Here is a 24,161-nt window from a genome sequence, read left to right on the forward strand (position 1 = left end):
TATTAAACCTCCGCTAAGCGCTGGCGGATGGTTGCCATCACAGCGTGTTTTAGCTCTTCCGATTCAATAGATTCTGTCAGTTCTGCAGCAAACGCGATAATAATCATATGTTTTGCTGCTTTGCCATCAATCCCTCTTGAGCGCATGTAGAATAATTGTTCGTCATCAATTCGACCTACCGTCGCACCGTGACCACATTTTACATCATCTGCATATATCTCAAGTTGTGGTTTGGTATCAATTTCAGCTTTATCGCCCAATAACAACGTATTATTGGTCATTTGCCCATCTGTTTTTAAGGCATTTGGTGCAACTTTGATCATGCCATTAAACACCGCTTTGCTACTGTCCATTGCAATCACTTTATGCAGTTGGCGGCTATTACAGTAATCTTTGTTGTGTTCAAGATACGTTCTCGTGTCCACAATTTCATTATCTTTCGGCAATAATAAGCTATTCAATTCAAGCTCACTGTTTTCACCATCAAGACGAGCGCTGTTATGGTTCCTTGTTAATAGGCCTCCAAGTAAAAAACTACTGCTTTTTACACGGCTATCACGGCCAACCACAATGTCATTATGCGCAAAGTGTTGAGCACGCTCATTTTCTACATTTAGTTTAAAATGGCTAAAATCCGCATTGTCACCGACTTCTACGGTTAAACGACTACCTGTCATATGGGCTTGGTCATTTAAACTAACAAAATGCTCAATGACTTGAGCTTTACTATTTGCCCCTAAAGTAACATGATAACGATATTGGCTAATATTGGTTGTTTTTTCATCATGAGCACCACTTGAAATATTGAGTAAGTAAAGTGGTTTTTCCGCAGTTTTATTTGCTGATAACTGGATCACTAACGGTTGCACAGCCAAACTTTCTGTTAAATGCAAGAAAATCTCACTATTAACAGGAGATGGCAGCAAATCTTGATTATCAAGCAGTGCCACTTGGAATGGGCCCATATCGATAGAACTTAATGCTGAGCTATAACGGCCATCAATTAAGACAATGCGATATGCGTCAATCGCTAGCGCTAATGACCCACAATCTTTCTCGGTTGCATCTAGACTGCTGAAGCGATAATCCGTTTTTAGCACGCTACTTAGTGGCGTGTAGTGCCAGTCTTCGTGACGAAAAGCAGGGAACCCGATTTTTTTGGCCATTTCCCAATGTGTTGCTGCATGTTGCGAATTCGCCCCATGACGTTGTTCAAACAAAGCAGCAAAACGTGACATAGCTTGCTCATTCAATGCAGCAACTTGAGCACGTTTTTCAGCTCTTTCACTGTTGGTCAATAAGCCAGCCATAACCCTGCTCCTCCAGTTTTTTCGCTAAACTGAAATCACCTGATTTGATGATTTTCCCTTGATACAATACGTGGACAAAGTCAGGTTTCACATAGTCCAATATGCGCTGATAGTGAGTGACGATAATAAATGAGCGCTCTGGTGAACGCAGTGAATTCACACCATTTGCCACGATTTTCAGGGCATCGATATCTAAGCCAGAGTCTGTTTCATCTAGAATACACAGTTGTGGCTCAAGCGCTGCCATCTGCAAGATATCATTACGTTTTTTCTCACCACCGGAGAAGCCCACGTTAACTGATCGAGCCAGTAAGTCTTCAGGCATTTCCAGTAATTTAATTTTATCTTCGATAAAATCTTGGAAATCAAAACGGTCTAACGCTTCTTGTTGACGATATTCTCTAACTGCATTCACCGCCGTTTGTAAGAAAAATTGGTTACTTACCCCAGGGATCTCTACAGGGTATTGGAATGCAAGGAAAACACCTTCACCGGCACGTTCTTCAGGGTCTAATTCAAATAAGTCTTTACCTTTAAAAGTGACGGAACCGCTATCAATTTCATACTCTTCTCGACCAGCTAATGTAGCTGATAACGTACTTTTACCTGAGCCATTTGGCCCCATGATTGCATGCACTTCTCCAGGTTTTACTTCCAGAGACAACCCTTTTAAAATTTCATTACCTTCTACACTCACGTGTAAATCTTTAACACTTAACATATTTACATGCCTTTAGCGCTTTAGCGCAAATAAACTCGATTAGGATCAGCCAACGCTGTGCTCTAAGCTGATCGCCAGCAATTTTTGTGCCTCTACTGCGAACTCTAATGGCAGCTCTGAGAACACATCCTTACAGAAACCATTCACAATCATTGAAATTGCATCGTCTTCACTGATGCCCCGTTGTAAACAGTAAAATAGCTGGTCTTCACCAATACGTGAGGTTGTCGCTTCGTGTTCAAGCTGTGCCGTGTTATTTTTCACTTCCACATAAGGGAAAGTGTGCGCTCCACATTGTGTTCCAATTAGCATGGAATCACATTGTGTGAAGTTGCGTGCATTGTGTGCACTTGGTAAAATTTTGACTAATCCACGATAACTGTTTTGGCTTTTACCTGCTGAAATTCCCTTGGAAATGATCGTTGAACGGGTATTTTTCCCAATATGGATCATTTTGGTGCCTGTATCCGCTTGCTGGTTACCATTGGTTAGTGCAACAGAGAAAAACTCGCCAACAGAGTTGTCACCTTTGAGGATCACACTTGGGTATTTCCATGTAATCGCTGAGCCCGTCTCTGACTGAGTCCACGACATTTTGGCGTTTTCGCCTTCACATAGGGCGCGTTTCGTCACGAAATTTAAAATACCGCCCTCTTCGCTATCACCACCAGAGAACCAGTTTTGTACGGTTGAGTATTTAACTTCAGCATCTTTATGGATAATCACTTCAACCACAGCCGCATGCAACTGATAGCTATCACGAACGGGAGCTGAACACCCTTCGATATAGCTGACATAGCTACCTTCATCTGCAATCAGTATTGTGCGTTCAAACTGACCTGTTTTTGCCGCGTTAATCCTAAAGTAGGTGGACAGTTCCATAGGGCAATGAACGCCTTTAGGGATATAAACAAATGTCCCATCTGATGCAACCGCTGCATTTAATGCAGCGAAAAAGTTGTCATGACTCGATACGACCGTCCCCAAGTATTTTTGTACCAGTTCTGGGTATTCTTGGATAGCTTCGCTAAATGAGCAAAAAATAATGCCATGCTTCGCCAAATCGTCTCTGTAAGTCGTTGAAACAGAAACAGAGTCAAATATCGCATCAACCGCGACAGCTTTTCCTTCACGAACAGGTACACCTAGTTGATTAAAAGCTTCTTCCACTTCTGCTGTTAAATAGCTATTGGTTTGCTCAACCCCTGTACCTTGTGTTGCTCCAGTTTGGGAACCACAGGTATCATCACACGAACCACAAGATGGTGCTGAATAATAGCTGTAATCCTGATAATCAAGATTTGGATAATGCGCTTTGAGCCAATGCGGCTCCTCCATGCCTTTCCAGTGATTAAAGGCATCAAGGCGGAATTGCAGCATCCACTCTGGCTCATTACGTTTAGCTGAAATGGCACGAACCACGTCTTCATTGATCCCTTTTGCCATTTCATCTGTTGCGACTTCCGTAAAGAAGCCTTCTTTATACCGCTGGTCATCAAGCCAGCTTTGGACATCATCGCCAACTTCTACATTGCTCTGTGACATAATCTGACTTCACATGTTAAACGCCGAAGCTTTCACCACACCCACAGGCATGTTGGGCTTTCGGGTTATTAAATTTGAAAATTTGATTCAGTCCTTCTTGGACAAAATCAACGACTGTGCCATCAATAAATGGCATTGCTTCTTTTGGCACATAAAGGTGTGCCCCATCGAGTTCAAATAACAGGTGGTTATCTGTTGGGTTTTCGATCATCTCAAACACATAGCCGAAACCTGCGCAGCCAGACTGTTTTACGCCAAGTGAAAGCCCTTTCGTATTTGGGTTTTGCACCATCAATTTTTTAATTTGTTTTGCAGCGCTTTGTGTCAGGCTAACTCCCTGCCAATTGTTTTCATCAAATGAAAATGTCTCTACACCGTCAGTCATATTGACCCCACATTTCTTATGGCTTTTCAGCCTGTTATCAGGAGATTAACTCTGTCTACCCTATGGTAATGATTAGCTATTTGACTTCAACCATTTGTTTTAAGAGGTTATAGCTATATTAGCTCATTATTTACTCTAAAAATGTACAATTAACAAGCTAAAAGGAAAGAAATAAAGATTAACTAATTGAAAAATAAAAGATAAACAAAACTGTTTTTTTTATTGATTTTTGTACTAAACAATACACTAAAATGACACAAATTAATAAAGATGCATTTATTATACAATTTTATTAATCATATAAAAAACGAATTTACGAAAGAAATCGCTTTAAGACCACAATATAAAAATGGTTATATATGGCTTTTAAATAATAACTATCTAAAAGCCATATCAATGTAGCACTAATTATTCAAATAATACGGCTGTTGTGAGGCGAGACGTGCAACATAGCTTACCTTGTTCATTAAAAATTTCTATATTCCACACTTGCTGGCGGCGACCTAAATGGATCGGTTTACATATACCTTTAACAATACCTGAACGGGCAGCACGTACATGGTTTGCATTGATTTCTAAACCAACCACTCGCTGTTCTCCCTCTGTGCACAAATAACCAGCAACCGACCCCAATGATTCCGCCAGAACTACGGATGCGCCACCATGAAGCAAACCAAATGGTTGTTTAGTCCGTTCATCAACAGGCATCGTTCCTTCAAGGTAATCATCACCAAATGCCGTGATTTCAATACCAATATGTCCTAGCATGCATGTTTTTGACATTTCAGCTAATTGTTGTAAATCAAATTGACGCTTCCAAATCATTTAACTATCTCCAACAGTGCTTGAATCGGATGCTTTATTAACGTATTTTCCATGCGTTTTACTTGGCTACGGCAGGAATAGCCAGAACTTAAGCAGCGCTCTTTTGGTAAAGTAGACATGGCTCCTTTCCATGATAAATTATAGATCCCTTTGGAATTTTCAAGGTTTGCAATTTCATGGCCATAGGTTCCTGCCATTCCGCAACACCCCACACTGACGTTATTTAGTTTGTGTCCAAAACGTGCAAAAAGGCTAGCCCAATGGTTAGCACTGTTTGGCAATGCCGTCGATTCGGTACAATGACCAAAAAAGTACCAAGGCTCTGAGCTCATGCCTGAAACGTGTTCAGGCTCAGGCAGTGTGACTAGCCATTCATGAGCCAATAATACAGTAAATTGGCACAGCTCTTTACCTAAAACTTCATGATATTCATCGCGATAACATAAAACCAATGCAGGGTCGACACCCACCATCGGTAGTTCTAATTTCGCTACACGGTTTAAAAAGTCTGCGGTTTTGCGTGCTGTTTTAGCAAACTTCGCTAAAAAACCTTTGATATGTTGTGCCTTACCATTAGGTGAAAAAGGCAGTAAAACCGGCTTATAGCCAAGTTTCTCAATTAAACGCACAAAGTCAGCAACCACTTTCGCATCGTAATAGCTGGTAAATGGATCTTGTACCACTAAAACATATTTTTCACGCTGCGAAGCAGACATACTTTCAAGCTGCTCGAGTGTAATCGACACCGCGGAATGACCAGAAAGCTCTTGTTTTAACGTGGGTTGAGAGAATAGAGGTAAGTCCACCATACCAATAGTCTTTTGGCTTAATTTTTGAACAATCGGTTGCCGTAAAAAGAAATTAAACACAGCTGGCGCTTTGGAAAGCAAAGGTGCACTCGCCTCAACATTCGCAACAATATGGTCACGTACTGGGCGTAAATAGCGCCCATGATATAAAGCTAAAAACTTAGCCCTAAATGATGGCACGTCTATTTTTATGGGACATTGTGTTGAGCAAGCCTTACACGCAAGGCATCCTGCCATTGAAGCTTTCACTTCATGAGAAAAATCGTAGTCACCTTGCTTAGCTCGCCAAGTATTGCGCGTTTTCTCGATTAAACCTCTTAAGGAAGATTGGCTCTGAATAATACCTTTTTCTAGGTGAGCTGGGGTTACACCTTGCTCTGCTAATAGCCTCAGCCACTCGCGCACTAGCGTTGCACGACCTTTCGGTGAATGAATCCGCTGGCCACTTATTTTCATTGATGGGCACATTGGGCTCTTAACATCAAAATTAAAACATAGCCCATTACCATTACATTCCATTGCTCCTCGGAATTCTTGACGCATCTGAATTGGGATTTGCCTATCAAAAGTGCCTCGTTTGATACCATCGACCTGTTTCATTGGCGCATCAAGGCCAGCTGGAGGGCATATTTTTCCAGGATTTAGACGGTTATCAGGGTCAAATGCCGCTTTAATATTACGCAATTCACTGTATAACACTTCGCCAAAGAACTCAGGGCTGTATTGAGCACGGAAACCTTTACCATGCTCCCCCCAGAGTAGGCCACCATATTTAGCTGTTAATGCAACTATTTCATCAGAAATTTGTTTCATTAATACTTCTTGCTGGGGATCACACATATCAAGTGCAGGACGAACGTGTAACACCCCAGCATCGACGTGGCCAAACATCCCATAATTCAATTTATGGCTATCCAGTAGTGCTCTAAATTCTACAATATAATCAGCAAGGTGCTCAGGCGGGACGCAAGTATCTTCCACGAATGGAATAGGTTTCGCGGCACCTTTACTATTTCCTAATAAACCTACCGCTTTTTTGCGCATATTATAAATACGCGTAATATCGTCAAGATCATGACACGTTTGATAACCTATCACCCCCGCTTGATTATTCGCCATCAGCTCATCTAAACGTTGGCACAAGCTTTGGGTTAATTGATCAATTTCAGCTTCATCATCACCACTAAATTCAACGATGTTTAACCCTAACATTTCTTTATTAGGGACATCAGTAATCAATGACTTAACAGAATGCCAGACAATATCTTCACGTGCTAAATTCAACACTTTAGAGTCAACCGTTTCCACCGATAAAGCTTGAGCTTCAACCATAAAAGGAGCATTACGCAAAGCTGACTCAAAAGAATCATATTTAACGTTAACCAATCTGCGGACTTTCGGTAACGGTGTGATATCTAACGTAGCTTCCGTGATAAACGCCAAAGACCCTTCTGAACCCGTCAAGATGCGAGTTAAGTCAAACTCAGTTAACTCATCATTGAATACATGGCGTAAATCATAGCCAGTTAAAAATCGATTTAACTTTGGAAACTTTTCTTCAATCAAAGGGCGCTGTTCCAAACAACGCTCTAAAACTGTTTTATAAATACGCCCAACGGTAGAATCCTCTAACGCAATCGTTTGGGCGAGAGCAATAGGCATAGGCCGAGTATCTAAGCATTCGCCCCCTAAGACCATTGCTTTAACACCTAATACATGATCGGACGTTTTTCCATAAACTAGTGAACCTTGTCCTGATGCATCGGTATTGATCATTCCACCTAGTGTAGCTCGGTTACTGGTTGATAACTCTGGTGAAAAGAAATAGCCATACGGTTTTAAAAATTGATTTAGTTGATCTTTAATCACCCCAGCTTCAACTTTTACCCAACCTTGTTCTGGATTTATCTCCAAAATCCGATTCATATAACGAGACATATCGACGACAATCCCTTCCGTTAAGGATTGCCCGTTTGTCCCTGTTCCACCACCTCGAGGAGTAAAGCTAAGTTCACAATATTTCGCTTTCCCTGCAACACGGGTGATAATTTGTACATCTGCACTAGAACGAGGAAAAACAACGGCTTGAGGTAGTAATTGATAAATGCTGTTGTCTGTGGCCATGGATAAACGTTCAGCATAGCTGGTACCGTTATCACCAGTAAAACCTTGTTCTTGTAGCTCGTGCAAGAATTCGATGACTAATTGGCTAAGATGAGGTGTTTCTGATATACGCGGGATCATTATTAACGATGACTCTTGTTGTTGGCTGTTCGCATTACTCGTTATGTACTATCTTTATTTTAAGTTGCACAATAGCGCCTAAGGTTTATTAGAGCTTATACTTATAGACTGTAAAGACAGTACAACCGATGATGACATTGTCATAATGAACCATATCACAATATTATTTTTTTTTAACCGTGAAAGATAATTACGTTATTTTCACCTAAAAATTTGCCACACAAACAGAATTTTAATTTGTTAAGGATCGTTCATTAATGGAAAAATCGCAACAACGTTTGGATCTCCCCAAACTTATTTTTGGCCTGCTCTCTATCGTTTTAATGATAGCCGCCTGTTTTTGGGTACTAAATCCATTTATTCTTGGTTTTGTTTGGGCTGGAATGATGGTCATCGCGACTTGGCCATTACTATTAAGACTCGAAGCGCGCTTATGGCACAAACGTTGGGCTGCCACTCTTGTAATGGTTCTTCTTATACTATTACTATTCGTTATCCCATTAGGGATTTTAATTGGCAGTATCATACAAAATAGCGCACCACTTATTGATCTTGCAAAATCACCCTCAAGTCTAACGTTACCTGACTTAGAGTGGTTAAACACCATCCCAATGGTTGGTGAAAAAATTTACTATGCTTGGCATAGCTTAGTGGCTAGCGGTGGTAATGCCCTTTTAGCTAAAATTCAGCCTTATTTCGGGCAAGCTGCGGGCTGGTTTGCTACGCAAGCAATTAACGCTGGGCGGTTTGTATTTCACTTGATGTTAATGCTGCTATTTAGTGGGCTTCTATACCTTAAAGGCGAATCCGTCATGCTAGGTATTCGCCACTTTGCTGTTCGTCTTGCGGGAATACGAGGGGACGCAGCAGTACTATTAGCGGCTCAATCTATTCGAGCTGTCGCATTAGGTGTTGTTGTTACAGCTTTAATCCAAGCCATTGTTGGTGGTATCGGTTTGGCACTTTCTGGTATTAGTTATGCTGCCATTCTAACTGTTCTGTTATTTGTTTGTTGTGTTGCCCAGTTAGGGCCTTTATTAATTATGATCCCTTCCGTACTATGGTTATTTTGGACAGGAGATACGACTTGGGGAATTATCCTAGCCGTTTGGGCTGCGGTTGTCGCTACTATGGATGGAGTACTTCGTCCGTGGTTGATAAAAATGGGTGCGGATTTACCCATGGTACTGATCCTTGTTGGGGTAATTGGCGGGATTTTATCATTTGGTATGATAGGCTTATTTATCGGTCCCGTTGTATTAGCTGTTTCATATAGCCTATTAAAAGCTTGGATGAATGAAGTCTCTATTCCTGATAAAAACTTAGCTGAAACGGAAAAATTCCTCGAAGAAGAGTTCTTAATTAAGAAATAGATTTTAGTTAATGAAGCAGGCACGTTAAATGTACAAGTGTCTGTTTCATTAATATTTCATCATCATTAATATTTAGAAACAATATTTAACACTCTAACGTTAGTTTTTGTACTAATTTATGTTAACATAAATCTATTGAATTAATTCTGTTTAATTAACACCGAATAAAATTAGTAATGAGAGTGTTCTTAGTGCTTGTATAATATAAATGAATTATTATCTCGCCACTGAATTAAATGAATATCGAATGTCGTGCCAATTTCGTTTAGGCTTGACTTCAATTATCAAATTGCTGTGTGTAGTCTTTGCCTGTCAGCCCATGATAGGCTTTTTTTTTATCTGAGATACTAATATGGAAAACAATCATATTAAAGTAGATCTGCCATTTCAAAAATATTGACCAAGATCAATTTTTGATACTATTTATTAATTAATATAACTAGTTAGTACTATATAGCGCTTACTCGCAATTAACGCCTTTAACTTTAATTATGGCAAACCAATAAATTATACATTGCATGAATAATTTGCATGATAACAATGACCTTATCCTAAATATTCATCACGCTCTATCTAATATAGAAATATAAATAATAATATTCACCTATCTAAATAATAAGTAATTTTAATTAATAAAAAGGCCGAATAAGTTTTATCTCATTCGACCTTTATTATTAATATATAATAAACTTATTGATTTTCAGCAATGGATAACCAAGTTTGCACCACAGTATCTGGATTCAAAGATAAACTATCTATACCTTCATCCACTAGCCATTGTGCAAAATCCTGATGGTCTGAAGGGCCTTGACCACATATACCAACATATTTATTTTGCCGCTTCGCCGCTTTGATTGCCATGGACAACATAGCTTTAACTGCATCATTGCGTTCATCAAAAAGCTCAGATACAACCCCTGAGTCTCTATCAAGACCTAATGTTAACTGAGTCATATCGTTTGAACCAATCGAGAAGCCATCAAAGTGTTCAAGGAATTGATCAGCCAGTAAAGCATTCGATGGTATTTCACACATCATAATCACTTTTAAGCCGTTCTCACCTCGTTTCAGGTCATGTTTTGCCAGTTCTGCAACCACAGATTCTGCCTGTGCAACCGTTCTCACAAATGGGATCATTACTTCCACATTCGTTAGCCCCATGGTGTTGCGAACACGTTTAACCGCCTCACATTCCAATGCAAAACAATCACGGAAGCTGTCAGATACATAACGCCCTGCTCCGCGGAAACCAAGCATTGGGTTTTCTTCTTCTGGCTCGTAAACATCCCCGCCAACTAAGTTGGCATATTCGTTGGATTTAAAATCAGATAAACGAACAATAACGCGTTTTGGCCAGAAAGCAGCGGCTAACGTTGAAATACCTTCTGTTAATTTACCAATATAGAACTCAATAGGGTCATCATAGCCTGCCATCATTTCGCGTATTTCGGCTTGTAACTCAGGGGATTGTTTATCGAATTCAAGTAATGCCTTAGGATGAACACCAATCATACGATTGATAATAAACTCAAGCCTCGCTAAGCCTACGCCTTCATTAGGTAAGCAGGCAAAATCAAATGCACGGTCAGGGTTACCCACATTCATCATGATTTTGACATCTAGATTTGGCATATCACTCACTTCAGAGCTATGAATTTCAAACGCCAACTTGCTGTCATACACAAATCCTGTATCACCCTCCGAACAAGAAACGGTCACCTCTTGACCTTCTTGCAAACGGTCGGTTGCATCACCACAGCCGACAACCGCAGGAATACCTAACTCACGTGCAATAATCGCTGCATGACAAGTACGCCCGCCACGATTAGTCACAATGGCAGCAGCTTTTTTCATGATAGGTTCCCAGTCAGGGTCAGTCATGTCGGTAACTAAAACATCACCAGCCTGAATACGATCCATCTCATTTAAATTATGAATAACTTTTACTGTTCCTGCACCAATACGATGCCCAATTGCGCGCCCTTCAACTAAAACTTGTCCTTGATGTTTTAATTGATAACGCTCCATCACTTGCTGATTAGAACGTACTGTTTCAGGCCTTGCTTGCACAATATATAAACGCCCATTGTGACCATCTTTAGCCCACTCGATATCCATTGGACGACCATAGTGTTTTTCAATCTGTAAAGCTTGGCGAGCCAGTTCTTCAACTTCGTGATCACGCAAAGAGAAACGATTGCGTAGTGCCTCTGGCACATCTTCAATTTGTACTTGTTTACCGTGCTCTTTACTGTTGGCATAGACCATTTGTAATTTTTTAGAGCCAAGTGTACGACGTACAATCGCTGGGCGATTATTAATTAACGTTGGTTTGTGGACATAAAATTCATCAGGATTCACGGCGCCTTGTACCACCATCTCACCTAAACCATACGCAGAGGTGATAAATACCACTTGATCAAAACCGGATTCAGTATCAATGGTAAACATAACACCCGATGAGGCTAAATCAGAACGCACCATTCTTTGTACACCAGCAGATAGCGCTACACCACGATGGTCATAGCCTTGGTGAACACGGTACGAAATCGCACGATCATTAAATAAAGAAGCAAAAACATGTTTAATCGCAACGAGAACAGCATCAATTCCTTGAACATTAAGGAATGTTTCCTGTTGCCCCGCAAACGATGCATCAGGCATATCCTCCGCCGTTGCCGATGAACGAACAGCAAATGAAGCGTCAACCTCTCCTTCTGAAAGCGCGGCAAAAGCATCACGAATATCTTGTTCCAACGCCTTCGTAAAAGGTGTATCAATCACCCATTGACGAATCTGGGCACCTGCTACAGCTAGTTGGTTCACATCATCAATATCCGTTTCATCTAGCAGGTTATAAATGCGCTGATTTACACCGCTCTGCTCCAGAAAATCATTAAACGCCTGTGCGGTTGTCGCGAAACCGTTAGGTACGGATACACCCAGATCAGATAAATTAGTGATCATTTCACCGAGAGAGGCGTTTTTTCCACCTACACGGTCAACATCATTCATCCCTAATTGGTTATACCAAAGTACATTACACGGAGTGAGGCCATTTGTGGACATTGAAAGCGATCCTTTTATAGCAATTTAGTGACAGAGTACAAATCGTAAAATATCTTATTGGCGAAAATTCGCCTCGTGAAATAGACTAGCACAGACGCTACAAGAAGATGGACAGGTGAATCGTTCCATCAAGTAAGAAAAATTTTTTGTTCTAAAAATCAGTCAATAAATGGCTATACTTCTCCCTATAAACTAATTTTTAAAATTTAAACAAAGATAATCTTTCTAAAAAACTAATGATAAATACATAAAAGATAATGAACAAACTAGGTGCGATAAACAATATGAACAACCAAGTACAAAGAACGGTATTCTTTATTTCTGATGGCACGGCAATCACAGCTGAAACTCTTGGGCATGCAGTGCTTTCACAATTCCCACTAGCGTTCATTTCTTATACCTTACCTTTCGTCACCACCCCTAGCCGCGCACAAGAAATCAAACAAAAAATTGATACGCTATATGATGAAACTCAACTACGCCCTTTAGTGTTTTATTCCATTATTTCTCCCGAAGTTAAAGACATCATCACGCAAAGCTCAGGTTTTTGCCAAGACATTGTCCAAAGCCTTGTTGCCCCAATTCAAAAAGAAGTGGGGCTTGAGCCTGAACCCAAACTGAATCGCACCCACGGCTTATCAATGCAAAATATGAATCAATACGATGCACGTATTGCAGCTATTGAATATACCCTTGCTCACGATGATGGAATTTCATTGCGTAATTTAGACCAAGCTCAAGTCATTCTGATCGGTGTCTCCCGCTGCGGTAAAACACCTACTAGCTTATATTTAGCCATGCAATTTGGCATCCAAGCCGCAAACTACCCGTTTACCGCAGATGATATGGATAACTTACAATTACCTGCAGCGCTTCGCCCTTATACTCATAAATTGTTTGGTTTAACTATCAGCCCTGAACGTTTAGCTGCTATTCGTGAGGAGCGTAGAGAAAACAGTCGCTATGCGTCTATTCGCCAATGTCGTATTGAGATTGGTGAAGTAGAAGCTTTATTTAGACAGAATAAAATTAACTACTTAAATACAACCAATTACTCAGTTGAAGAGATTTCAGCCAAAGTTATCGATACCATGGGCTTGCAAAGACGGATATTTTAATAAATACAAAATAAAAAAAATTATTCATGCAATTTACGTTGGAGGTTGAAATTAAGCCATATTCGTTTATTGTGATCTTTATCACTGATATGGCGAGTGCCTATTAAAGTTTTTGAGAACAAAAATGCAAAAAACTGATGAATTACGTACTACGAGAGTGGACAGCTTAATTACACCACAAACTCTCGCTGATGAGTTTCCTATTTCTCAAGCTGTCGCAGAAAACGTGACAGCGTCACGCAAGCGCATTGAACAAATTTTATCTGGTGAAGATCCCCGGCTGTTGGTGATTGTTGGCCCATGTTCAATTCATGATATTGATGCCGCTATTGAATATGCAACGAAGCTAAATGTCTTAAAACAGCACCATCAAAACCGCTTAGAAATTGTTATGCGCACCTACTTTGAAAAGCCGCGCACTGTTGTTGGCTGGAAAGGCCTAATTTCAGACCCCAATTTAGATAATTCTTGCCAAGTTAATACAGGTATCCGTCTAGCGCGTAAATTACTCATAGAAGTTAACCAGCTAGGCCTTGCAACAGCAACTGAATTCCTTGATATGGTGACAGGTCAATACATTGCAGACCTCATTAGTTGGGGAGCCATTGGAGCGCGTACGACAGAAAGCCAAATCCACCGCGAAATGGCTTCTGCGCTTTCTTGCCCTGTCGGCTTCAAAAACGGCACTGATGGTAATATTAATATTGCCATTGATGCTATCAGGGCAGCCAAAGCACAACATATGTTTTTATCTCCCGATAAAAATGGTCAAATGACCATCTACCAAACCCGCGGTAACCCCCATGGACACATTATTATGCGTGGAGGAAAACAACCAAACTATTCCGCTGGTGATTTAGCTGCGGCATGCGATAAACTGCGCAAATTTGAGCTTCCCGAACATTTAGTTGTGGATTTCAGTCACGGTAATTGCCAAAAAATCCATCGCCGCCAACTCGAAGTTGCACGAGATATTGCGGAACAAATCAAAGATGGATCTACCGCTATCAGCGGTATAATGGCTGAAAGTTTCTTAATGGAAGGCGCTCAAAAAGTCACAGCAGACCAACCTTTAGTATATGGGCAATCTATCACAGACCCTTGCCTTGGTTGGGATGATACAGAACTGTTAATCGAGATACTCGCCCAAGCCGTTGAGTCTCGCTTCAAGTAATTCTATGCGCTATGATGTAATTACAAAACCCTTTAGTGGTCATATCCTCTAAAGGGTTTTGTATCAAAAACAATATAATAAATATAAAAACATAATCCAAAAGAATGATTCGCTAATAATTCATATAAAAACGAAATTTTCCACCAAAATAACTTGACCCACCCCACTCTAACGATAATAATTCTCACTACGAACTCAATAACCTGTTAGGCATCTATAAAAATTTATTAACATAAATTTATGCTAATAAACTGGCCTGATTAAATGGTCAGTTACGTACAAATATATAGCATTCCACCCAGATGAATTATCTAGACAGCCTACGTAATCTAAAATATCGGAAAAGGATTTCCTATGCATTTTAAAGTGATGATTGCATCTATCTGTGGTTCACAGGCAAAATCAGAAAAGAATTTTTTACATTTTACCACGTTAACCTCTACACTCGTTATAGCTAGCGTAAATCAATCTGCTATAGCTCATCAGGATACAAAAGATATTATTCAAGTAACAAAGCCTCGTTTAAATATAGAAACTATCGCGGTTGCAGAAAAAATTGATGTTATCGACGCTCAATCCCCAGAATTACAATCCTCCAGTACAGCCTTTGACTTACTTAAAGGACAAGCAGGCATTTTTGTCTCTGGTGCAGGAAGTACATATGGGCAAAGTATACAAATGCGAGGTTACGATAATCGTGGCGTCAAAATTACCGTTGATAATATCAGCCAAGATTTTAATTCAGGCTTATTTGATGCCACCTTTGTTGACCCAACACTGATTAAAAAAGTATATGTTCATAAAGGGTCGGGGTCACTACACCACGGAGGTGGTGCTTTAGCTGGCGTCATCGCATTGAAAACAATAAATGCCAGTGATTTGCTCAAACCAAATCAAAAAATAGGAGGAAAGCTGACAAGTGGAATTAACCGTAATAACCATAGTTATCTTGCTGGAGTATCCTTATACGGTCGCACCGAACAACTTGACGGTTTGTTTAGCTATAGCCAACGCAAGAAACAACTAGAGGATTCTTTTACGGCAAGGGCAGCACGAAATCTCAATCATGATGAAAACATAAGGAACTGGATGGCAAAGGCAACATGGTTCGCACATCCAAAATACCAAATAGAACTGCAACTAAAAGATTATCGCAACGATAGCATCACACTAAAAAGACCGACAATTACTGCGGATATGAGCCGATATGGCAATTCCCCCCATAGAAGAAAAAGCCGTCAATGGGATATCATTGTTAATCAAAAAATCGAATTGAATAATAATTTAAACTGGCAGGGTAACTGGGATGCATACTATTCTAATCTAACGTTAAAACAGCTCGACCTAGTTAAAGTTAAAAACACTTTTAATAAATATAGCACTGAACACCGTAAGCAATTTCATTTTGGTACCACGGTTTCTAACCATTTCAACTTGCCAATCAATGCATGGGCTAATCAACTTATTCAAAGTGGTTTTAGTTACAGTCAAGAACAACGAAAATCGAATGAATATGCCACTAGTTTTCCACCCACCCAATTGTCTAATACCTCTATTTGGTTAGCAGATGACCTCACTTTAACGCATTTACCTGTGACTTTCTCTGTGGGTACTCGTTTCACATCTTACCAAGCCTCTCGAGATAATTTTGCAAAAAATCAGCACACTAATTGGTCCTCACGATTTGCAGTGAGTATGACGCCTACATATTGGCTAACCATTAATGCGTCCTACTCTGAAGGTTACCGAACACCTCGAATGTCCGAAATCTATAATGACTCGCTACATTTTAAAAACTTCATGATCAGCTCCGATTTTCTTCCCAACCTAAATTTAAAGCCTGAAAAAAATCAAACAACTGAGTTAGGTTTAAACTTAAGTTTTGATGACATTATCCTTGCAGGAAGCACTCTACAAATGGGAGTTCAGTATTTTAATACTAAAGCTACGGATCATATCGTCATCTTTGGTAAGTACAAATATCTACTGGATGTGATTTACCCTAAGACCCTCTATTACATCAATATTCCCAGAGCATCTATTTATGGAGTTGATGGTTTTTTGCAGTACCAAACACACTGGTTTGACTTAAACGTAAACTACAATAAAACCATCGGCCAAGAGGACGATACTAATTACTCCCTTTCCTCTATCCGGCCAGAAACTCTTACCGTGCGTTTCAATGCACCAATTAGTACAACAGGCCTTTCTCTAGGCTGGACTAGTGAGTTTTCCGCCAAAACTGCTTTCGATGGCAGTGTAGAAACAACGACTAATACAGTAAAAAACCGTTATAAAAAAGAGATAATTCAATATGCTGGATATAGCACACATGATTTCTATGTGAGTTATAACGCTGATCGATTTATTGATGGCCTTAGCTCAACACTCATGTTGAAAAATGTCTTTGACAAAGACTACGTCTCTTCAATGGGCGTCCCACGAGAAGGTCGTAATTTCTATTTCAATGTGAATTATAAATGGTAATACATTAATTAATGCGAAATGTCGGACTCTCTTTTTATACATCTGAACCCTCTATAAATAGCGAATAAACCGACACAATAAAATTGAACCAACCATCTGAAATAACAAGGAAATCATTTGTGAATACAAGAAGTTATAACGATTACCTCCAAGTAAAAGCCCAAAACCCAGAGATGCATACACGCGATTTAGCATCATTATTAGGTATAACTGAAGCCGAACTACTATACTGTCGTGTTAGTCAAGAAAATGTACAGCGCTTATCCAATGATGTTGTCAAAATACTGGGTATGTTGCCTTCTATTGGTTCAGTAAAAGCAATTACACGTAATGATTGTGCTGTGATCATCCAAACAGGACAGTATGATAATGTACGACTCCATCATCATGGAGGGCTTTTTTTGAATCCTAGAAAGTTAGATCTACGCATGTTTTTTGCTCAATGGGACTCAATTTTCACTGTAACAGAAAAAACAAAAGCAGGCTCTCGTCACAGTATTCAGTTTTTTGATAAACATGGAGATGCATTACATAAAATTTATGCCACCGAGCAAACTGATATGGATGCTTGGCAAAATATCATTGCACTCTATTCATCCCCCGAAAATTCGCCGCTTTGTTTAGATAAAACCAGCCCATCTTTAGAAATAGAAATTAACGCCGAACTAAAACAACAAATAGAGCAACAATGGCGTGACATGAAAGATGTACATCAATTTTTCACTATTCTCAAAAATAACAATTTACACCGTCAACAGGTTTTTCGTATCGTCAGTCAAGAGCTAGCATGGCAAGTTCCTACTCATTCATTATCCACATTACTTGCACAAGCACATCAAATACAAAATGAGATTATGCTTTTTGTTAGCAACAGAGGGTGCGTACAAATTTTCACAGGAAGAATCAATAAACCTTCTTCTTTAATCATTGATAACACACAAACTCACTGGTTAAACATTTCTAACACTAATATGAATTTGCATATTAATGAAAATGAAATTGATGAATGCTGGGTGACGAGAAAGCCAACAAAAGATGGTTTTGTGACTAGCTTAGAAGTATTCGATAAACAGAACAACCAAATCATACAAATGTATGGTCAACGTTCTGAAGGAACACCGGAGCAAATAGAATGGTGTAAACAAATATTGGCTTTGCCACATATCTAATGTGAGATTACTGACATGAAATATTGGCTTCTAGTCGTGATCTACCTTGCTATCATCCCATCAAATACAATAGCTAAACGAATTATCACCCTTGGTAGTGATATTACTGAGATTGTATTTGCTCTAAATGCTGGTGAATACGTTATTGCCCGAGATACAGATAGCCAATATCCTGTATCTGCGCGCCATTTACCCAGTGTGGGACACATCAAGACGCTCAATGCTAAGGATATCTTGTCTACACAACCAACAATGGTGCTAGCTAGTGAAAGAGCAAAACCGTTTAATGCCCTAATACGTGTGCAAAATAACGGTGTACGCGTGGTGAAAATAACAAGTAAACTTGCCCTAGAAGCCATTCCCGAAAAAATTAAAACAATCGCTAAAGTTATTGATAAAGTAGCTCTAGGAGAAAAGCTAATTGCGTCACACCAGCAAGAACTTAGCCAAATCAATACCGCAGCCATTGATAAAAAAGTACTATTCATCGTCAATAAAGGCGGTGTGTTGCCTTTAGCTGCTGGATTAAATACAGCGGCAGATAGTTTGATCCGTACAACTGGAGCCCAAAATGCCATGACAACCTTTCACTATTACCACCCCTTGTCTCCTGAAATGCTCATGATTAGCCAGCCTGACTTGATCATCACTAATCACGAGAGTATTAAATCTCTCGGTGGTAGTGATAGCCTCTGGCGATTACCGGGCATCTCTTTAACCCCTGCCGCTAAAAATAAATCCTTACTTATTATTGATGATATTGAAATGTATGGTTTTAGTCTGAATACCCCAAAAATTATGTTGCAGATCCGGCAAGCTTTAGAAGCCAGCTAGCTGATAGCAAATACTTAACCCTCTCAAAAATTAAACATGAAGTCCCATTAGAGTTCGTGGCCGACTAATCAAATAAAACATTACATCTTGATTAAGCTGTCAGCTTTTATTTTTTGTTGATTTAAAAAGTACCCAAAATCCCATTGTGTAAAATATAGAACGCTGAATCCCTTCATCCTACTTTTTTGATAAACAAAATTAGAACAGTCAATTCGGAATATCCTGTTAATTGTTATAGCTGTGGCGAAAATAACAACAGATGATTTTTCAATTATTGACTTGATTAAGAAAATCGAACAGATTACTCAATTAATTTGAACATATAATTCAACGGTTAACTTTACCCATTTAAAAAGTAAAGACAAACCAATAATACATTGAATTATATAGACTTTAAACATACACACTTGTATGTTTTAAATGTTAAATTTGTCAATATCTATTGTAGCGATTGTTATTACCACTAAAAAACCGCACGTTTAGCCTATCGATATATCGGAAAAACAGGAAGAATAGATGCTAATTTCGTGAGTTATTATTAGTTATTAATGAACAATAGCCTACTTGAGTAGGAGGTAAACATGTCAGAAAGTGTAGTTAACGATATTGTTAAGTGGCTTGAAAGCCAATTGCAACGCAATGAAGGTATCAAAATCGACACGATAGCCGATAAAAGTGGCTATTCAAAATGGCATTTACAGCGTGTTTTCAAAGAAATGAAAGGATGCACGCTTGGCGAATACGTCCGTAAACGTCGTTTATTAGAAGCTGCCAAATCGTTACGCGAAGGCAACTTACCTATCCTTGATATTGCATTGCAATATGGTTTTAGTTCACAAGCAACATTTACCCGTATCTTCAAAAAACATTTTGATACGACTCCAGCAAAATTCCGCCAAACCGGTGAGCTGCCAGAATGCAAAAGTTTTATGACTTGTAGCTGTCATAACTAAAGCTTTTCTAAACACCCATTCCTATTAGTTGTGTGAAATTTTGATGTCTATGTCTGAGCCGACCCTATCGGCTCTTTTTTTAACTCAATTCATGAACAAGCCAATGTTCTAAATCCGCAAATTGATCTTGCAACGATGGCCATTTACCTGCCATTTCTTTGATTAATGAACGGATAGTTTCTACCTGATAGGTTTTACCTACCAACTGTTCACTTAACCATTCTAAAGGTGATGGCTCCAAACTATCAGTAAAGAATTTGCAGCGATTAATGATCCCTTTTTCGATATCAAAGTGGAATTCAATCCCTCCCCACGTAAATCGAGTATCTGAATAATGAGAAAATGCAGGAGCTTGCCCAAAATTCCATTCCCAGCTACTTTGTTTAGCAAATATTTCTTTAAAGTTAGGCAGATCCGGTAGTTTTTCAGGTGAAATATATTCAGCTTCTACTGTTTCACCAAAATGATTGAAAAAGCTTTTAATTATACCTTCACAGACTTTTTCATGACTGATGTCAGGGAGGAGTTCAGCTAAATTTGCAACACGAGAACGTACAGATGTGATACCTTTCGCCTGTAATTTTTTCGGATCGGGATTTAAATAATTCGCTAAGCGGCTTAAATCTGCATTTATCAACAAAGTCCCGTGATGAAAACCCCTGTCTTTTGTTTCTCGATACGCAGAGCCTGAAATTTTTCTTGGGCCATTGTTTGTCTCTAGCACTAAATCATTACGACCTGATACCTGTGCTTCAATCCCAACCTGTGCTAGGCCATCGACGATAATTTGTGTGGAAACAGTTTTATCATATTCAGGTTTTCCTGCCATAAAAGTAAAACAGGTATTACCTAAATCATGAAAAACAGCACCTCCACCACTACTACGGCGAGCTAAGCGTACATTGTCTTCATCCATCCGCCGAGTATTACACTCTTTCCAAGGATTTTGAGCTCGACCAATAACTACTGTATCTGCATTGCGCCATAAAAACATGACACGCTGATCAGCTGACATTTGTCGAAAAATAGTTTCTTCAACTGCAAGGTTAAACCAAGGGTCATAAGACTCTGAAATAAGTAAACGTAACCTAGACATTAAGCTATCCTTAAAACAAAACTTGTTCCTAAGATAGCATAATCACTGAAGAAAATAGCAAATTTAGATGCGCCTTGCCTGCCAAAACACTTTTCGCCAATAAACATTGTCCATTGATGAGCGGATCACCCCTTTGCTGGTGGATGCATGAATAAAAGTGTTATCTGTGTCATAAATACCAACATGCAAACCATTTTCCCCTGAGCCTGTTTTAAAGAACACCAAGTCCCCAGGCATCAAGTCAGACTTATCAATTCGTGTTCCTAATCGCGTCTGGTCTATTGTGGTGCGCGGTAATTGAATGGCAAAGCGATCATTAAACGTACGGAATACAAAGCCTGAGCAGTCCACCCCACTTTGATTCATTCCACCATAATGATAAGGCGTGCCATACCATTGCTCTAGTTGGTCTTTTAACTGCGCAATCGTCATTATCGGATCTGACAATTGTGTTTTCAATGGTGGCGGAGGCGTTCTTTTGACCGACGTTGATGAACAGCCAATTAATACCAAACACAGTAATAATGGTAGGTGTTGTATTTTAATCACCATAAAGCACCCTATTCATCTATCCTATAATAATATTCAATTTATATCATAGTGCGTGAAGAATAAAAAACAATCAACTTAGAGGTCACTCTCCCCGTTGGTTATTACTCAGTTGCTTTGTTGGCCGGCTAATAAGCCAAACGCCCAATAGGATAAAAGCAATTCCAGCAGCTTTTAACCAAGTTGCTGGCTCATTAAACCAAGGTAATAATACTGCCAAAATGTAGACAAAAACATAACTTAGGCTAATAAGTGGATATGCCTTATTCAAGGCGATGTGTTTCAATGCAAAGAGCCAGCACAACATAGATAATGCATAGCACACCAGCCCTAAGAAAATAACCCCTAGGCTCGTTATATTTGCTAATAACCAATCTAATTGTAGCCAATGCCAACCCAGTGTAAAAGAAGGTAGCTCAACCACACCCGCTTTTAAGCTTAACTGGGCAACAGTCACTAATAACGCACTGCCAATCACCCACAAGTAACCTTTATTCATACACTGATACTCATTAGTAAAATACCAAACATAATCGCGGCCACCCCTAACCAGTGATTCAGCCCTGTTTGTTCTTTATAGATAAATTGGCCAATGAGGGTAATTAACACAAAGTTAATACTTAACATTGGATAAGCGATACTTAACGGCATGGTTTCTAGCAACTTCAGCCAAAATAGCATACCAAGACCTAACATAAAAACCGCCAACACCAGCCACCTAAGGGCTGATGCTATTTTATTAGTCTTATCGCTTTGCCAATTAACTACAGCTTGCTTTTGAGCAACTTGCCCGATACAAGTCAGTACACTAACCAGTAGTAATAACAGCAGTTGAGCAATCATTGTTGATGATAAACCACTATTGCCATACGAGAATTTTTAATTACTTCATCAGGTTTAGGGATGTCGGGTAATTCTTCTTTACGGCCCAGTAAGAATACGACGGTTACCTGCCCTTCTTTACGTGCTTTTTCTAACCATTGTGCAAACTGATCTGGCTTAACTAATCTATGTTGGCTATCAGGGTAATCCAACCCATAAGACAACTCACCGCTACTATTATATAAATAAATATTTGAGTTTTGTGTTTCCCAAGCAAGGCCAGCGGCAACCCCTACATTACTTGCCATTAAATAACGACTATTCATTAAAAGGTCATGATTCTGATGAATGAAGTTCTGTGGCAATTTCGAATCAATGGTGTTATTCGGTAGAGCACTGCCAATACACAGACTCACAGCTAACGAACAAGATGCTGCCCAAAGCCAATATTTAGCATTCAGTACGGTACAGAGATAACCAATAATAGCCCAAATAGAAAATGCGACTACCCCTAAAACCATTTTTGACCATTCATCGGGTTCGTATAATGGCTTTTTAATTACTGAGCTCACCACTATCACCGCAATAACCGCAGCAATACCAAGAACCACGTTAATAATGCCATTCACTTTTAATGCTTTCATTGTGCCATTACGGACACAATCGACCCCATATTTTGCCATAAGGAGTGCTAATGGAGCCATAAATGGCAGCATATAGGTAGGTAATTTACCGCGAGAGATACTGAAAAAAATCACAGGAACAATGAACCAACACAGTAAGAAAAACATATCAGGGCTAGATTTGCGCTCTTTCCAGCCTTTGAGTATTGCTCCTGGTACTAAGCCAGCCCACGGAATAGCCCCAAGAAGAATAATAGGGATATAATACCAAAATGGTGCGATATGTTGAGCATCATCAGCTGTAAAGCGTTTGATATGCTCAATCCAAAAGAAATAATTCCAATAGTCAGGCTCTTGCTTGGCTATTGCTAATGCCCATGGCAAGCTAATTATTACTGCTGAAATAATCGCCAACGGCCCATATTTCAATAATTCAAGAAAACGTCTTTGGTATATAGTTACGGGAAGCATGACAATAACAGGAATAGCAAGCGCTAAAAAACCTTTTGTCATAAAAGCCATACCACACGCTAAGCCTAAACATAGCCATGCACCTAGTTTAGATTTTACTTCTCGAGCTTTCATAGCCCACAAGCAGCAAAACATACTCGCGGCTATCCATAACGACAACATAGGGTCAAGGACGCTATATGTACCGATGGCGAAGACGAGAAACATGGAGATGTAAATCAGGCTTGCAACATAAGCAACGTGATTACTACGCCACATCATTTTTGCCATACGGTAAATCAACAGTGCGCTAAGAAGAATACAAAAAACCGAGCCAAAACGAACTGCAAAGTTAGTTTCGCCAAAAATCATTTGACTGATATTATTGATCCAATAACCTGCAACGGGTTTTTCAAAGTAACGCACATCTAGCATATAAGGAACAATCCAGTCCCCCCGCTGCAGCATTTCTCGGCTAATTTCCGCATAGCGAGTTTCATCCGGTTGCCAAAGTAAACGGCTGTTCAACGGCAACAAATAGGTTAGGATAAAAAAAAGAGCCAGCAGAGAGGCTCCTACTTTGCTCGCTCGGTTATTCAACATAG

At 39.6% G+C, this 24,161-nt stretch carries 19 protein-coding genes; 7 read left to right on the forward strand and 12 right to left on the reverse strand.

Annotation, left to right across the window (positions count from 1 at the left end):
- Positions 1-2 precede the first annotated feature (2 nt).
- From sufD to ydiJ, 6 genes are all read right to left on the reverse strand, one after another.
- The gene (gene sufD / locus ACLPIE_RS05895; RefSeq protein ID WP_430260544.1) at positions 3-1,310 is read right to left on the reverse strand and encodes a Fe-S cluster assembly protein SufD; all 1,308 of its coding nucleotides are present in this window, start codon (positions 1,308-1,310) and stop codon (positions 3-5) included.
- The gene (gene sufC / locus ACLPIE_RS05900; protein ID WP_369311428.1) at positions 1,285-2,031 is read right to left on the reverse strand and encodes a Fe-S cluster assembly ATPase SufC; all 747 of its coding nucleotides are present in this window, start codon (positions 2,029-2,031) and stop codon (positions 1,285-1,287) included. Before sufC ends, sufD begins: the two co-directional genes overlap by 26 nt.
- A gap of 45 nt (positions 2,032-2,076) precedes the next feature.
- On the reverse strand, positions 2,077-3,576 hold the full coding sequence (sufB, locus tag ACLPIE_RS05905; RefSeq protein ID WP_430260546.1) for a Fe-S cluster assembly protein SufB: 1,500 nt from the start codon (positions 3,574-3,576) through the stop codon (positions 2,077-2,079).
- Between the two features lie 16 nt (positions 3,577-3,592).
- A complete protein-coding gene (sufA, locus tag ACLPIE_RS05910) occupies positions 3,593-3,961 on the reverse strand; it encodes a Fe-S cluster assembly scaffold SufA (protein ID WP_430260548.1) in 369 nt (122 codons plus the stop codon).
- A 408-nt stretch (positions 3,962-4,369) separates the two neighbouring features.
- The gene (menI, locus tag ACLPIE_RS05915; protein ID WP_430260550.1) at positions 4,370-4,786 is read right to left on the reverse strand and encodes a 1,4-dihydroxy-2-naphthoyl-CoA hydrolase; all 417 of its coding nucleotides are present in this window, start codon (positions 4,784-4,786) and stop codon (positions 4,370-4,372) included.
- Complete coding sequence (gene ydiJ, locus ACLPIE_RS05920; protein WP_430260552.1) at positions 4,783-7,839, reverse strand: D-2-hydroxyglutarate dehydrogenase YdiJ; 3,057 nt, start codon at positions 7,837-7,839, stop codon at positions 4,783-4,785. Before ydiJ ends, menI begins: the two co-directional genes overlap by 4 nt.
- 257 nt (positions 7,840-8,096) lie before the next feature.
- Between ydiJ and ydiK the strand changes: the two genes are divergently transcribed.
- Positions 8,097-9,212, forward strand: a complete 1,116-nt coding sequence (gene ydiK, locus ACLPIE_RS05925; RefSeq protein ID WP_430260554.1) for an AI-2E family transporter YdiK — start codon at positions 8,097-8,099, stop codon at positions 9,210-9,212.
- 690 nt (positions 9,213-9,902) lie between these two features.
- Here the strand turns inward: ydiK and ppsA are convergent.
- On the reverse strand, positions 9,903-12,281 hold the full coding sequence (gene ppsA, locus ACLPIE_RS05930) for a phosphoenolpyruvate synthase (RefSeq protein ID WP_430260556.1): 2,379 nt from the start codon (positions 12,279-12,281) through the stop codon (positions 9,903-9,905).
- A 284-nt stretch (positions 12,282-12,565) separates the two neighbouring features.
- Here ppsA and ppsR point away from each other — a divergent pair, with 284 nt between their 5' ends.
- The 6 genes from ppsR (at position 12,566) to ACLPIE_RS05960 (ending at position 20,016) form a co-directional block, all read left to right on the forward strand.
- On the forward strand, positions 12,566-13,399 hold the full coding sequence (ppsR, locus tag ACLPIE_RS05935; protein ID WP_430260558.1) for a posphoenolpyruvate synthetase regulatory kinase/phosphorylase PpsR: 834 nt from the start codon (positions 12,566-12,568) through the stop codon (positions 13,397-13,399).
- Between the two features lie 124 nt (positions 13,400-13,523).
- On the forward strand, positions 13,524-14,573 hold the full coding sequence (locus tag ACLPIE_RS05940; protein WP_430260560.1) for a 3-deoxy-7-phosphoheptulonate synthase: 1,050 nt from the start codon (positions 13,524-13,526) through the stop codon (positions 14,571-14,573).
- Between the two features lie 354 nt (positions 14,574-14,927).
- The gene (locus tag ACLPIE_RS05945; RefSeq protein WP_430260562.1) at positions 14,928-17,060 is read left to right on the forward strand and encodes a TonB-dependent receptor domain-containing protein; all 2,133 of its coding nucleotides are present in this window, start codon (positions 14,928-14,930) and stop codon (positions 17,058-17,060) included.
- 119 nt (positions 17,061-17,179) lie between these two features.
- Positions 17,180-18,229 (forward strand): hemin-degrading factor, encoded by a 1,050-nt coding sequence (locus ACLPIE_RS05950; protein WP_430260564.1) that lies wholly within the window; start codon positions 17,180-17,182, stop codon positions 18,227-18,229.
- A 15-nt stretch (positions 18,230-18,244) separates the two neighbouring features.
- The gene (locus ACLPIE_RS05955) at positions 18,245-19,063 is read left to right on the forward strand and encodes a heme/hemin ABC transporter substrate-binding protein (RefSeq protein ID WP_430260566.1); all 819 of its coding nucleotides are present in this window, start codon (positions 18,245-18,247) and stop codon (positions 19,061-19,063) included.
- Positions 19,064-19,644: 581 nt separating this feature from the next.
- Positions 19,645-20,016: a helix-turn-helix domain-containing protein gene (locus ACLPIE_RS05960; RefSeq protein ID WP_206084025.1), complete on the forward strand. Its 372-nt coding sequence runs from the start codon at positions 19,645-19,647 to the stop codon at positions 20,014-20,016.
- 79 nt (positions 20,017-20,095) lie between these two features.
- On the opposite strand, the gene ACLPIE_RS05965 is transcribed toward ACLPIE_RS05960, so the two are convergent.
- The 5 genes from ACLPIE_RS05965 to arnT all read right to left on the reverse strand — a co-directional run bounded on the left by ACLPIE_RS05965 (position 20,096) and on the right by arnT (position 24,159).
- On the reverse strand, positions 20,096-21,112 hold the full coding sequence (locus ACLPIE_RS05965) for a lipoate--protein ligase A (protein ID WP_430260568.1): 1,017 nt from the start codon (positions 21,110-21,112) through the stop codon (positions 20,096-20,098).
- A 63-nt stretch (positions 21,113-21,175) separates the two neighbouring features.
- Positions 21,176-21,664 carry a C40 family peptidase gene (locus ACLPIE_RS05970; protein WP_430260570.1) on the reverse strand — a complete coding sequence of 163 codons (489 nt, stop codon included), beginning with the start codon at positions 21,662-21,664 and terminating at the stop codon, positions 21,176-21,178.
- An 82-nt stretch (positions 21,665-21,746) separates the two neighbouring features.
- Positions 21,747-22,160, reverse strand: coding sequence for a 4-amino-4-deoxy-L-arabinose-phosphoundecaprenol flippase subunit ArnF (arnF, locus tag ACLPIE_RS05975; RefSeq protein WP_430260572.1), 414 nt, complete (start codon positions 22,158-22,160; stop codon positions 21,747-21,749).
- The gene (gene arnE / locus ACLPIE_RS05980; RefSeq protein WP_430260574.1) at positions 22,157-22,504 is read right to left on the reverse strand and encodes a 4-amino-4-deoxy-L-arabinose-phosphoundecaprenol flippase subunit ArnE; all 348 of its coding nucleotides are present in this window, start codon (positions 22,502-22,504) and stop codon (positions 22,157-22,159) included. The genes arnF and arnE overlap by 4 nt, the downstream gene beginning before the upstream one ends.
- Positions 22,501-24,159, reverse strand: a complete 1,659-nt coding sequence (arnT, locus tag ACLPIE_RS05985; RefSeq protein ID WP_430260576.1) for a lipid IV(A) 4-amino-4-deoxy-L-arabinosyltransferase — start codon at positions 24,157-24,159, stop codon at positions 22,501-22,503. The genes arnE and arnT overlap by 4 nt, the downstream gene beginning before the upstream one ends.
- Positions 24,160-24,161: the final 2 nt, after the last annotated feature.

The sequence above is a fragment of the Providencia sp. Me31A genome, from assembly GCF_050487165.1.
Taxonomy (GTDB): domain Bacteria; phylum Pseudomonadota; class Gammaproteobacteria; order Enterobacterales; family Enterobacteriaceae; genus Providencia.